The organism is Paracoccus sp. (in: a-proteobacteria) (genome assembly GCF_030604785.1).
Classification (GTDB): domain Bacteria; phylum Pseudomonadota; class Alphaproteobacteria; order Rhodobacterales; family Rhodobacteraceae; genus Paracoccus.
This window is the reverse complement of sequence record NZ_JAUVVF010000039.1, coordinates 1-12,430: the sequence shown is the minus strand read 5'-3', so window position 1 is coordinate 12,430 and position 12,430 is coordinate 1. Positions and strand designations below refer to the sequence as shown.

15 protein-coding genes and 1 tRNA gene are annotated in these 12,430 nt (G+C 67.8%); 12 read left to right on the top strand and 4 right to left on the bottom strand.

The window, feature by feature from the left end:
• Both QAR72_RS12525 and QAR72_RS12520 read right to left on the bottom strand, forming a co-directional pair.
• Nucleotides 1–696, bottom strand: coding sequence for a CDP-alcohol phosphatidyltransferase family protein (locus QAR72_RS12525; protein WP_304617714.1), 696 nt, complete (start codon nt 694–696; stop codon nt 1–3).
• A gap of 49 nt (nt 697–745) precedes the next feature.
• Nucleotides 746–1,474 carry an SseB family protein gene (locus QAR72_RS12520; RefSeq protein WP_304617713.1) on the bottom strand — a complete coding sequence of 243 codons (729 nt, stop codon included), beginning with the start codon at nt 1,472–1,474 and terminating at the stop codon, nt 746–748.
• A gap of 123 nt (nt 1,475–1,597) precedes the next feature.
• Here QAR72_RS12520 and QAR72_RS12515 point away from each other — a divergent pair, with 123 nt between their 5' ends.
• Nucleotides 1,598–2,599: a serine hydrolase domain-containing protein gene (locus QAR72_RS12515; protein WP_304617712.1), complete on the top strand. Its 1,002-nt coding sequence runs from the start codon at nt 1,598–1,600 to the stop codon at nt 2,597–2,599.
• 10 nt (nt 2,600–2,609) lie between these two features.
• On the opposite strand, the gene QAR72_RS12510 is transcribed toward QAR72_RS12515, so the two are convergent.
• On the bottom strand, nt 2,610–3,059 hold the full coding sequence (locus tag QAR72_RS12510; RefSeq protein WP_304617711.1) for an outer membrane protein assembly factor BamE: 450 nt from the start codon (nt 3,057–3,059) through the stop codon (nt 2,610–2,612).
• A 135-nt stretch (nt 3,060–3,194) separates the two neighbouring features.
• On the opposite strand from QAR72_RS12510, the gene QAR72_RS12505 reads away from it, so the two are divergent.
• The 11 genes from QAR72_RS12505 to QAR72_RS12455 all read left to right on the top strand — a co-directional run bounded on the left by QAR72_RS12505 (nt 3,195) and on the right by QAR72_RS12455 (nt 11,732).
• Nucleotides 3,195–3,746, top strand: coding sequence for a YceD family protein (locus QAR72_RS12505; RefSeq protein ID WP_304617710.1), 552 nt, complete (start codon nt 3,195–3,197; stop codon nt 3,744–3,746).
• A 239-nt stretch (nt 3,747–3,985) separates the two neighbouring features.
• On the top strand, nt 3,986–4,192 hold the full coding sequence (rpmF, locus tag QAR72_RS12500) for a 50S ribosomal protein L32 (RefSeq protein WP_304617709.1): 207 nt from the start codon (nt 3,986–3,988) through the stop codon (nt 4,190–4,192).
• Nucleotides 4,193–4,213: 21 nt separating this feature from the next.
• The gene (gene plsX, locus QAR72_RS12495; protein WP_304617708.1) at nt 4,214–5,317 is read left to right on the top strand and encodes a phosphate acyltransferase PlsX; all 1,104 of its coding nucleotides are present in this window, start codon (nt 4,214–4,216) and stop codon (nt 5,315–5,317) included.
• The gene (locus tag QAR72_RS12490) at nt 5,314–6,288 is read left to right on the top strand and encodes a beta-ketoacyl-ACP synthase III (RefSeq protein WP_304617707.1); all 975 of its coding nucleotides are present in this window, start codon (nt 5,314–5,316) and stop codon (nt 6,286–6,288) included. The genes plsX and QAR72_RS12490 overlap by 4 nt, the downstream gene beginning before the upstream one ends.
• Nucleotides 6,289–6,459: 171 nt before the next feature.
• Nucleotides 6,460–6,975 (top strand): TRAP transporter small permease subunit, encoded by a 516-nt coding sequence (locus QAR72_RS12485; protein ID WP_304617706.1) that lies wholly within the window; start codon nt 6,460–6,462, stop codon nt 6,973–6,975.
• Entirely contained in the window at nt 6,965–8,287 is a 1,323-nt protein-coding gene (locus QAR72_RS12480; protein WP_304617705.1) for a TRAP transporter large permease, read from the top strand. The genes QAR72_RS12485 and QAR72_RS12480 overlap by 11 nt, the downstream gene beginning before the upstream one ends.
• Nucleotides 8,288–8,316: 29 nt before the next feature.
• Nucleotides 8,317–9,402 carry a TRAP transporter substrate-binding protein DctP gene (dctP, locus tag QAR72_RS12475; RefSeq protein ID WP_304617704.1) on the top strand — a complete coding sequence of 362 codons (1,086 nt, stop codon included), beginning with the start codon at nt 8,317–8,319 and terminating at the stop codon, nt 9,400–9,402.
• A gap of 109 nt (nt 9,403–9,511) precedes the next feature.
• Entirely contained in the window at nt 9,512–9,820 is a 309-nt protein-coding gene (gene ihfA / locus QAR72_RS12470; RefSeq protein ID WP_304617703.1) for an integration host factor subunit alpha, read from the top strand.
• A gap of 10 nt (nt 9,821–9,830) precedes the next feature.
• Nucleotides 9,831–10,433, top strand: coding sequence for a MerR family transcriptional regulator (locus tag QAR72_RS12465; RefSeq protein WP_304617702.1), 603 nt, complete (start codon nt 9,831–9,833; stop codon nt 10,431–10,433).
• 78 nt (nt 10,434–10,511) lie between these two features.
• A tRNA-Pro gene (locus QAR72_RS12460) sits at nt 10,512–10,589 on the top strand.
• 72 nt (nt 10,590–10,661) lie between these two features.
• Entirely contained in the window at nt 10,662–11,732 is a 1,071-nt protein-coding gene (locus QAR72_RS12455; RefSeq protein WP_304617701.1) for a 2'-deoxycytidine 5'-triphosphate deaminase, read from the top strand.
• Here the strand turns inward: QAR72_RS12455 and QAR72_RS12450 are convergent.
• Nucleotides 11,729–12,430: THUMP domain-containing class I SAM-dependent RNA methyltransferase (locus QAR72_RS12450; RefSeq protein WP_442953580.1), on the bottom strand; the 702-nt coding region annotated here is incomplete at its 5' end. The genes QAR72_RS12455 and QAR72_RS12450 overlap by 4 nt on opposite strands.

The window sequence follows — 12,430 nt, the reverse complement described above, 5'->3', positions numbered from 1 at the left end:
TCAGCCCCGGCGCGGCGGGATCAGCTGCTGCGCGGCACCGGCCACCAGCAGCCAGATCGAGGTGGCGATCAGCCCGCCGACGACCAGCGCGGGCGCGTCGAAATCAAGCCACGCCGCCCAGCCCGCAAAAACCACCCAGGCCACGGCCACGGGCAGCGACACGGCGCGCCAGCGTTCGGTGCGGACGGGGTGGATGAACTTGATGTTGGTGAACATCGCGATGGTCAGGACCGAGACGATCAGCAGGATCACCTCCCAGACCGGCTGGGTGGCGAAGAGGACCAGCACGACCATGTTCCAGCAGCCCGGAAAGCCCGCAAAGGAATTGTCGCGCGTCTTCATGCGGGTATCGGCGAAATAGACGACGCTGCCGAAGACGATGACGATGATCGCGAACCAGCCCGTCCAGCCCGCCAGCAGCCCCGACTGGAACAGCGCGAAGGCGGGGATGAAGACATAGGTCAGGTAATCGATGATCAGGTCCATCAGCTGCCCGTCATAGGCGGGCCAGTTGCGCTTGACCTCGTACCGCCGGGCCAGCGGGCCGTCGATCCCGTCCACCACGAAGGCGACCACCAGCCACAGGAACATCAGCGACCATTCGGCATTGGCGGCCGCCAGCATGGCCAGCATCGAGAGGACCGCACCCGAGGCGGTCAGAAGATGGACGGACAGGGCCTTGTGACGCAATTGCATGGCCGTCCTTGTCGCAGGTTGAGGCGCGGCGTGCAACCGCACCCGCGTCTCAGCGCAGGATCGGAGGCCCCTTGGGGCGCGGCGCGGGCGGCTCTGCCTGCGGAGGCGTCAGGTCGAAGCGCAGGGCGGTCGCGGGCGGAGGCGCGTCGCTGAAGCTGATATCGACGCCGCCCGATTGCGGCGGCAGGAAGGCCAGCGCCTCGGCCAGGGCCTTGGCGATGGCGGGCTGGCGGTCGGCGGCCGCGCCCGCGATCAGCAGCACATGGCCGCCCCCCGCGATACCGGCCAAAGCCGCGCCCGAGATCAGGGCATGCATGTCCAGAAGCCGCGCGCCAAGCGGTTCGGCCAGGGCCGCGACCGTGTCGGGATGCGGGCCGGTCAGGCGCAGCCGCGCCTCGTCGGGCTGCGGCTCGGCGGCCAGGGCGCCGGTCAGCCAGTCCAGCATCCCGGCATCCAGCAGCATTTCCGACGCCGCGCCCGGATTGACCAGCAGGCCCGCGCCTTCGGTCCGCAACAGCGCGGCCAGCGCCCGGCCCGGCATGGCGGCATAGGCGACGGGCGCGCCGAAGAAGCCCGCCAGCCGATCCTCGGCATCGCAGGCCAGCGCGACGCTCACGCCGTCCAGCGGGAAGAGCTGCAATTCCACCCGGTCGTCATGCGGCTCGCGCACCAGGGCCACGAACAGTTCCGTATCGGCCAGCCGCGACAGCATCCGCGCGCGCAACGGCGCGTCGGCGTCGTGAAAGGGGGTGGTGGCAAGCTCGTCCAGCGCGGTCATATCAGGGCCCTCATCGGTGGCGACGCACCTGCCCTAGTCGGCCCGCGCCCGGCGGGCAAGACCGCGCGCCCGCCCACGCAAGCGTGATTACGCCGCAGCGCCGATCCGCGCGATATTGTGCAGATGAATCGCAGATCCCTGATCCTGTCCGCCGCCGCCACCCTTCCGGTGCTGGCGGCGCCTTCGCTGGCCCGTGCGGGCCTGACCCCCCTGCTTGGCCGAGGCGACGCGCTGGACCCCCTGCGCGCCATCGCCCTGTGGCGCGACGGCGAGGAAATCGCCGCGCGCGGCTATCACGGTTTCGACCCGGACCGGCCCACGAACATCAAGTCGGCCTCGAAATCGGTGATCTCGGCGCTGGCGGGCATCGCTGTCGGGCGCGGCCTGCTGGAAGGCGCGGACCAGCCCATCGCGCCCCTGCTGCGCGCCGACCTGCCGCGCAATCCCGACCCGCGGCTGGAGCGAATCACGCTTGGCCATCTTCTGTCCATGCAGGCCGGGCTGGAGCGTCAGTCGGGCCAGAATTATGGCCGTTGGGTCAGCAGCCCGAACTGGGTGCGCGCCGCCCTGGCCGCGCCCTTCACGCAGGATCCGGGCGGGCGGATGCAATATTCCACGGCCTCGACCCATCTGGTGGCGGCGATCCTGACGCGGGTGACAGGGCGGCCCCTGATGCAGGTGGCACGCGACTGGCTGGGGCCGATCCCCGGCTTCCGCATCACCGGCTGGGACCGTGATCCGCAGGGCATCTATCTGGGCGGCAACCAGATGGCGATGAGCACGCGGTCGCTGCTGGCCTTCGGCGCGACCTATGCCGAGGGCGGGCGCGCGGGCGGGCGGCAGGTAATCCCGGCCTCGTGGATCGAGGAAAGCTGGCAGGCGCGCACGGCCTCGATCTTCAGCGGGCAGGGCTATGGCTATGGCTGGTTCCTGGGCCGGATCGGCGGGCGCGAGGTCCGCTATGGCTGGGGCTATGGCGGGCAGATGGTCTATGTCTTCCCGGCCGCGCGGCGGGCGCCTGCGGTGGTCGTGGCGATGACCTCGAACCCCGACCAGCCCTCGGCCCGGACGGGCTATCGCAACGAATTGCACAGGCTGGCGGGCGATCTGGTGCGGGCGGCCTGAGCCGCCGGCCTTACTCGATGAAGTCGCTGGCCTGGAAGTTGCCCAGATTGCCCAGAAGCTGGCCGATTAGCGAGATCTCGGTCACGCCGCCTTCGGTCACGCGACGCGACAGAGTGACGACACGGCCGCGTTCCAGCCCGAAGCGTTCCACATTGCTGACCACGCCGTTGGGCGCGAAGGACACGGCGACGACCTGTCGTTCGACCTCGCGCGGGGGAAGCGCGCCGTATTCGCGCCAGCGCGAGCCGACGTAATACCAGCCCGACCCGGTCAGAAGCCCCTGCGCCGAGGGCCTGCCGATCAGTTCGGGCAGGTCGTCCACGCGGGTCTGGCCCGGCTGGACCTGCGCCAGTTCGATCTCTGGCGGCACATAGCCGTGATTGCGGTATACGGGAGAGCAGGCGGCCAGACCCAGGACTGCAACGATCACGAAGCCGAGCAGGCGCTTGACGGTTGGCATGTGGCGAGGCCCTTTCCCTGTGGCGCCGACCGGGGGCGGTTGACGCGGCCTGCCCTGCCTAGCAAACTCGGCCACGACGCTCAAGAATGACAATCCGCGGCCCCGTCGGGCCGCCCGAGCCTTTCAGGAAAGCCCTTGCCCCAGACGCCGCCAGACCGGAACCGCACCGATCCGCAGGCCCATCCGCAGCGCCTGCGCGTCGCGCATCTGAACCCGAACGCGGCCACGCCCTTTCTGCTGCGCCCCGATGGCGAGACGCGCGCCGCCATCGCCGACGAGCTGGGCGTCGAGGCGCTGCCGAAACTGGAATTCCGGGGCGAGGTCCGGGCCGAGGGCGCACAGGGCTGGCGGCTGGACGGGCGACTGGCCGCGCGCGTCACGCAGGCCTGCGTCGTCACGCTGAAACCCGTGCGCAGCGAGATTTCCGAACCCGTGCGCCTGCGCTATTCGCCCCATCTGGCCGCGCCCGAGGGCGACGAGGTCGAGATGGGCGACGAGACGCTGGAGCCGCTTGGCGCCTTCATCGACCTGACAGCCGCCATGATCGAGGCGCTGGCCCTGGCCCTGCCGCCCTATCCGCGCGCCGAGGGCGCCGAGCTGGCCGCCCCCGAGGACGAGCCCGAACCGGCCGAGGATACGCGCCGCCCCTTTGCCGGGCTGGACAAGCTGCTCAAGGGCGATGGCTAGGGCCGCCTGCCGGATCGGCAGCGATTCGCCCGCCCCGCCGCGATGACGGGTTGCCAGCACGGGCTGCAGCGACTAATTCGCATCAGACGCGCAACCTTGTCCGAATAAACCTGTGGCCCCGCCGCAGCGAGGGCTTGCGGGCGGGACGTTGATCGCGTATCTGCGCGGTTCATTTACGAATTCAAATCCTACGGTGCCAAGGCGTTCCTGCGTCGCACCAAGACAACCGAGGTGGTGACATGGCTGTCCCTCAGAATCGCGTAACCCGCTCGAAACGCAACATGCGCCGCGCGCATGATGCGCTGGTTGCGGGCAACCCGAACGAATGCACGAATTGCGGCGAGCTGAAGCGCCCGCACCACGTCTGCCCGTCCTGCGGCCATTATGCCGGGCGCGAGGTCGTGGCCCAGGCCAACGAGATCGACCTGGACGACGACGCGGCCTGATCCCTGGCGACCGGCCCTGCGATGAGCGTCGATCACGCGCCCCAATCCATGCCCCGCGCCCCTGAGACCGGGGGCAAGGTGGTGATATCGGTGGATGCGATGGGCGGCGATCGCGGCCCGGCTGCGGTCGTGGCGGGAATGGCGGCAAGTGCCGCCAAGAATCCCGAGATCAGCTTTATCGTCCATGGCGACGAAACGACCCTGCGCGGCCTTGTCGGCCGCCGCAAGGCGTTGGCGGGACGCTGCGACATCCGGCACGCGGCCTCGGTCGTGACGATGGATGACAAGCCCAGCCAGGTCGTCCGCAAGGGCGGCGGCAGCTCCATGTGGGGCGCCATCGAATCGGTGCGCTCGGGCGAGGCCAGCGCGGCCGTGTCCTGTGGCAATACCGGCGCGCTGATGGCGCTGTCGATGCTGCGCCTGCGCAAGCTGCCCGGCGTGAACCGGCCGGCCATTGCCTGCCTGTGGCCCTCGCGCAATCCGCAGGGCTTCAACATCATGCTGGACGTGGGTGCCGATATCCGCGCCGACGCGCATGACCTGCTGCAATATGCCCAGATGGGCGCGTCCTATGCGCGCAACGGCCTTGGCGTGACCCGGCCGCGCGTCGGCTTGCTGAATGTCGGGACCGAGGAGCACAAGGGCCGGACCGAACTGAAGCAGGCGGACGAGATGATCCGCGCGGTCGCCTCCGAATCGCAATTCGACTATGTCGGCTTTGTCGAGGGGGGCGATCTGCCCTCGGCTCGCGTCGATGTCATCGTGACGGACGGATTTACCGGCAACATCGCCTTGAAGACCGGCGAGGGGACCGCCAAGCTTGTAGGAGACTTCCTCAAGGAGGCCTTCTCGAACTCGATCATGTCCAAATTCGCAGCCCTTCTGGCGATGACCTCGCTGCGCCGCCTTCAGAAGCGGATCGACCCGCGCCGTGTGAATGGCGGGATCTTTCTGGGCCTGAACGGCACGGTGGTTAAATCGCATGGCTCGGCCGATGCGACCGGCGTCTCGGCTGCGATCAAGCTGGCCTTCACCCTGACGAAATCCGGCTTTCAGGACCGGCTGGCCGCGCGCATCGCTCAAGCCAACCCCGCCGCAACCGGCGATTCAGGAGCCGCGCATTGACCATTCGTTCCGTCATCACAGGCACCGGGCATTACCTGCCCGAGCGCATCGTCGAGAATGCCTGGTTCGAGGACAAGCTCGACACGTCCGACGAATGGATCCGCACCCGCACCGGGATCGAGCGGCGCCATTTCGCCGCCGAGGGCCAGATGACCAGCGACCTGGCGATCCGCGCCTCGCGCATCGCGCTGGATCGGGCAGGTCTGGGCGCGGACGATATCGACGGGATCGTGCTGGCGACCTCGACGCCCGACTTCACCTTTCCGGCGGTCGCCACGATGGTCCAGCAGGGCCTGGGCGTCACGCGTGGCTTTGCCTATGACGTGCAGGCGGTCTGCGCGGGCTTCGTCTTTGCGCTGGCCAATGCCGATGCGATGCTGCGCGCGGGGCTGGCCCGCCGCATCCTGGTGATCGGGGCCGAGACTTTCTCGCGGATCATGGACTGGACCGACCGGGGCACCTGCGTGCTGTTCGGCGACGGCGCAGGCGCCGTGGTTCTGGAGGCGCAGGAAGGCGCGGGCACCAGCGACGATCGCGGCATCCTGGCCAGCGACCTGAACAGCGACGGGCGCTATCGCGAATTGCTGCATGTGGATGGCGGCGTGTCCTCGACCGGGACGGCGGGCCATCTGCGGATGCAGGGCAATCTGGTCTTCCGCCACGCGGTCGAAAAGCTGGCGCGCACCGCCCATGACGCGCTGGACAAGGCCGGCCTGACGCCCGAGGACGTCGACTGGCTGGTCCCGCATCAGGCGAACATGCGCATCATCACCGCGACCGCGCAGAAGATGCAGCTGCCGATGGACAAAGTGGTGCTGACGGTGGCTGATCACGGCAACACCTCGGCCGCGTCGATCCCGCTGGCCCTGGCCGTGGCCGATGCCGAAGGGCGCTTCGAGCCCGGACAGGTCATCGTGACCGAGGCGATCGGCGGCGGTTTGTCCTGGGGATCGGTCGTGCTGCGCTGGTAGGCGCACAACCCTGCGGAGAAACCTGCGTTTTCCTGCAATTTCCGTTACGTCACGGTAAAATCTTCCGTAACGGCATTTCCGGCAGTTGACACCGTGCGCGGGCTTTTGAACACTCCTGTCTGTGCAGATGCAGCATGACGCATCCGCCGACCTTGGGGAGGTTTCAGAAACATGCCGCTCATCCGTCTGATCGACGGGGTGAACGAGCTTGTCGGCCGCATCGTTTCGGTCGTCGCGATCGTTTTCGCCGGGATTATCATCTACGACGTCTTCATGCGCTATGTGATGGGCCAGCCGACGCGGTGGGCCTTTGACGTCACGAAGCAGCTTTACGGCTTCTATTTCATCATGCTGGGCGGCTATGCGCTGCGCCATCAGGCGCATGTGCGGGTCGATCTGCTGACGGCGCGGATGCGCCCGACCCTGCGCCGTTGGGTCGAGGTGGCGGGCTATGTCGTCTTCTTCTTCCCCTTCGCGTGGATCTTCACCACCCGCAGCTACAACTTCGCCATGACCTCGTGGCGGCAGGGCGAGATGACCGTGGGCGCGATGCAGCTGCCCGTCTATCCGCTGAAGATGGCAATGTTCGTCGCCGCCTGCCTGCTGCTGGCGCAGGGCGTCAGCGAGGTGCTGAAGCTGGTGCTGAACCGCGCCCCCCATATCGCGGAGCCCGCCGATGTCCGGTGAAATGATCGCCCTCATCATGTCGGGCCTGCTGCTGCTGGGCCTGTTCATGGGCCATCCGCTGGCGCTGGTCCTGGGCGGCACGGCGGTTCTGGGCGCCTTCATCGCGGATCGCCCGCAAGTGCTGAACATCGTGATCAGCCGCGTCTTTGGCGACGTGCTGGACAATTACGTCCTGATCGCCATTCCGCTTTTCGTGCTAATGGCGCGATTCCTGTCCGACAGCGGCGTGACCGACCGCATGTTCGAGGCGCTGCGCCACCTGATGGCGCGGGTGAAGGGCGGGCTTGGCCTTGCGGTCGTGTTCATCTCGATCCTGCTGGCCGCGACGACGGGCATCATCGGCGCCTCGATCACCGTGATGGGCGTGATGGCGCTGCGTCCGATGCTGCAATACGGCTATGACCGGCGGCTGGCGACGGGGCTGATCGGCGCCTCGGGCTGCCTCGGCATCCTGATCCCGCCCTCGATCATGCTGATCCTGATGGCGTCCTACGCGCCGGGCCTGTCGGTGGGACAGCTTTTCGCCGGCGCGATGGTGCCCGGGCTGCTGCTGGGCGTGCTCTACGCGATCTATGTCGCCGTGATCGCCCGCATCCGCCCCGATTGGGCGCCCCCCGTGCGCGAGGAGGAGGCACTGTCGCGCGCCGCGATGTGGAAGCTGCTGCTGATCGAGGCCGTGCCGCCTCTGGTCCTGATCCTGGGCATCCTGGGCTCGCTGCTGGCGGGGATCGCCACCGCGACCGAGGCCAGCGCCATCGGCGCCGCTCTGGCGCTGATGATCGTGATCGCGCGCGGGCGTTTCCGGTGGGCGACCTTCTATTCCGCGCTGCTGGAGACGGGCCGCACCAGCGCCATGATCCTGTTCATCGTGGTCGGTGCCACGGCCTTCACCGGCGTCTTCAACATCACCGGTGGCCTGCGCGCCAGCCAGGACCTGATCCGCGGACTGGCCGACGACCCCTATACGCTGATCGCGGTGATGCTGCTGGTCGTGTTCATCCTGGGGATGTTCCTCGACTGGACGGGGATCGTGCTGCTGTCCTTCCCGATCTTCCTGCCGCTGGTGAACGAGATGGGCGTGGACCCGCTGTGGTTCGTGGTGCTGATGGCGGTCGTGCTGCAGACCAGCTTTCTGTCGCCGCCCTTCGGTTATGCGCTGTTCTACATGCGTGCCATCGCTCCGCCCGAGGTCAAGACAGGCGAGATCATCATGGGCGTTCTGCCCTTCATCGTGATGGTCCTCTTGATGTGCGCGGCGATGATCCTGTTCCCGACCCTGGTGACGTGGCTGCCCGCCGCGCTCTATGGCTGACGACTTTTTCAACGAGGAGGCTCTGAAACATGACCAAATTGCTGTCCACCGCCGCTCTGGCGCTGACATTGGCCACGCCCGCGATGGCGACGACATGGACCATGACCTCGACCTGGCCTTCGAGCCTGGAGCTGATCGAGATCGACAAATACTGGGTCGAGATGGTCGGCAAGCTGGTCGACAGCGACACGCTGACGATCGACTTCTACGATGGCGGCAGCCTTGTTCCGCCGGGCGAAGTCTTCGGCGCGGTCGAATCGGGCACGATCCAGGCGGGCGCGGACTGGCCCGGCTACTGGGCGGGCCGCAACAGCGCCTTCTCGCCGCTGGCGACGACGGCCAGCCTGTTCAACGCGGTGGATTACGTCAACTGGATCAAGGAATGGGGCGGCGCGGATCTCTATAACGAGATCTACGGCCAGTTCGGCATGGTCTATCTGCCCTATGGCGTGACCAACAACGAATCGGGCTTCCGCACCGTCAGCCAGCCGATCCGCACGACCGAGGATCTGCAGGGCCTGCGCCTGCGCCTGTCGGGTCTGGAACAGGGCCGTCTGCTTGAGAAACTGGGAGGCAGCCAGGTCAGCATGGCCGGGGGCGAGATCTATCAGTCGCTGGAACGCGGCGTGATCGACGGGGCCGAATTCTCGACGCCGAACGTGGACTTCTCGGGCGGCTTCCATCAGGTGACCCGCTACTGGTCGACGCCGGGCTGGCACCAATCGGCCTCGGTCTTCGGGGTGATGATCAACAAGGATGCCTGGGATGCGCTGGACGAAGCCACGCAGGACCGCCTGAAGATCGCCGCCGATGCCACGCTTCTGTGGTCGCTGTCCTTCACCGAGCGCCGCGCCAACGAAGCCTATCGCCAGTTCGAGGAAGCCGGGATCGAGATCAACCGTCTGGACGACGAGACCCTGGCGCGCATCCAGGAGATGGCGAACGAGACGATCGAGCAGGTCGCCTGCGAGAACCCCGATTCGGCCAAGGTCTATGCCAGCATGATCTCGTATCTGCAGGATTACGCGACCTGGCGCGATGCCTCGGCGCCGTTCAACCTGGGCCGCACGCCCGATGGGCCGGACCTTGCCGCGATCGAGGCCTGCGCCGGCTGATCCGGCTTTGCATCATGCAAGTATCGGGCGGGGAACGATATCCCCGCCCGATCCGTTGACAGTCGGGGCAAACAGGCCCATCCTTTGCCACGACGATTGGGGAACGAGCATGGGCGACAAGACACTCACCCGCATGGATCTTGCCGAGGCGGTTTTCCGCGATGTGGGACTGTCGCGGCACGAATCCGCGCAGCTGGTCGAAAGCGTTCTGAACCATATCTCGGACGCTCTGGTCGAGGGGCAGCAGGTCAAGATCTCGTCCTTCGGCACCTTCTCGGTGCGCGACAAGAACGAACGGATCGGGCGCAATCCCAAGACCGGCGAGGAAGTGCCGATCACGCCGCGCCGCGTGCTGTCCTTCCGTCCCTCGCATCTGATGAAGGACCGCGTTGCCGCCGGCAACAAGCGCAAGGGCTGACAACGGGGCCATGCAAAAGGGCGATGACGCATTCAGGTCGATCGGAGAGGTCGCCAGCCTGATCGGTGTTCCGCCCCATGTGCTGCGCTACTGGGAAACGCAATTCACGCAACTGAAGCCGATGAAGCGGCCTGACGGTCGGCGCTATTACCGGCCCGACGACGTGCGGCTGGCCGCCGGGCTGCGCGTGCTTCTGCGCGATGACGGGCTGACGATCCGGGGTGCGCGCAAGCTGATCGCCGCCGACCGGGGCGAGGCCGTGCGCCAGCGCGGGCTGGCCCATCTGGGCGTCGCGTCCCAGACCCCGCCCCCAGGCCCCGAACCCGCCCCCCAGCCCGAGGCGACGACCATGCCCCCCAGAAGCGATAGCCGCGCCGACCGCTCTCTGCCGCTGTTCGAGGGGCTGACAGCACCCGACCCCGTGACCGACCCGGCGCCCGCAGCGGTCGCAGCGCCGCCGGCCGCAGCCGCGTCCCTGCCGCAGGGCGAATGGCTGACCTCTCTGGTCGCGCTGCACCGCGCGCTGAGCCAGCCCGGCCCGGTCGAGGCGCGGCTGGGCGGGGCCGTGGCGCTTGGGCGGCGGCTGGGGCTGATCCCTGCCCGGCCGCTCTGAAGGCTTTTGCGTTTTGGTGACGATTTCCGCATCGCGGCCCTTGTGCAGCCCCTTGAATCCGCTCTATACGGTGCGCGTCGGGCCGTGGCGCAGCCTGGTTAGCGCGTCCGTCTGGGGGGCGGAAGGCCGCGAGTTCGAATCTCGCCGGCCCGACCATTCCGAAAACGCCCATCTCCTGCCGGGGATGGGCGTTTCCCTTTTCCGGCCCCTGCTTGCAAAGGTCATGGCATGAACGGCGTGCTGCCCGATTTCGACATCCGCGCCCTGATCGCCTCGGGCCAGATTTCCGCCGACCTGCCGGTGATCCCCGAACAGATCCAGCCCGCCAGTCTGGATCTGCGCCTTGGCACCACCGCCTATCGCCTGCGCGCCAGCTTTCTGGCGGGCAAGGGGCGGCGTGTGGCCGACAGGCTGGACGATTTCCGGATGCACCAGATGGACCTGTCGCAGGGCGCGGTGCTGGAACGCGGCTGCGTCTACCTGATCCCGCTGATGGAGCGCGTGCGCCTGCCGCGCGGCATGTCGGCGGTGGCCAATGCCAAGTCGTCGACCGGGCGGCTGGACCTGCTGACGCGGCTTGTCACCGATGACGGGACCGAGTTCGACCGTCTGCCCGAGGGCTATGACGGCCCCCTCTATGCCGAGATCTGTCCGCGCAGCTTTTCCGTTCTGGTGCGTCCGGGGATGCGCCTGAACCAGTTGCGCCTGCGCGCGGGTCAGGCGGTTCTGGACGATGCCGCGCTGGCCGCGCTGCACGAGGCGACGCCTCTGGTGGGCGGTGCGCCCGCGCTGATCGATCAGGGCCTGGGCTTTTCGGTCGATCTGAGGCCTGCTTCGGGCGATCTGGTCGGCTACCGCGCCCGGCCCCATAGCGGGGTGATCGATCTGGACCGGATCGGCGCCTATGACGCGCGCGATTTCTGGGACGAGCTGCGTTCGACCGAGGGGCGGCTGATCCTGGATCCGGGGGCCTTCTACATCCTGGTCAGCCGCGAATCGGTGGCGATCCCGGCCGATTACGCCGCCGAGATGGCGCCCTATCTGGCGATGGTGGGCGAATTCCGCGTCCATTACGCGGGCTTCTTCGATCCGGGTTTCGGGATCGGCACGCAAGGCGCGGGCGCGCGCGGCGTGCTGGAGGTGCGCTGCCACGAGGCGCCCTTTGTGCTGGAACACGGGCAGGTGGTGGGGCGTCTGGTCTATGAAAAGATGCGCGCCCGGCCCGAGCGGCTTTACGGGCAGGACATCGCCTCGAATTATCAGGGACAGGGCCTGAAACTGGCCAAGCAGTTCCGCTAGAGCGGCCCCGTCCGCCACAGCCGCACCTTCAGCCCGCCATGCGCGACGATGGGTCCGGGTTCCTGCCAGGGCAGGCCGGTCGCGCGGGCCAGCCCGGCCTCGGTCGTGACCATGCCGACGCGCCAGCCGGGGAAGTGGCTGCGGAACCGCTCGCCCATCTGGGCATGCAGGCCGAACAGTGGCCCCTTGTTGCCGATCCGCGTCCCGTAAGGCGGGTTCAGCATGATCAGGCCCGGCGCGCAATCGGGGGCCTCGAGCTCGGTCACGGCAGAAACGGCGAAGCGCGTCACCGCATCGACGCCCGCGCGTTCAGCATTGGCGATGCTCATGCGGATCGCGCCCGGATCGCGGTCGCTGCCGAAGAACTGCGCCGGCACGGCACGCAAGGCGGGCGGCTGGCGCAGCGCCTCCCATGCGGCGGGATCGAAGCTGGCAAGCTGCTGAAAGGCGAAATCGCGGCTGCGTCCGGGCGCAAGGCCAAGCGCGATCTCGGCCGCCTCGATGGGGAAGGTGCCCGAGCCGCACATCGGGTCCAGCACCGGCTGGCTGCCGTCGTAACCCATCTCGCGCAGGAACATGGCGGCCATCGTCTCGCGCAGCGGGGCCTTGGCGACGGCCTGCTTGTGGCCGCGCTTGTGCAGCGATTCGCCGGTCGTATCGACGCTGAACGTGACCAGATCATCCTCGATCCGGGCCTT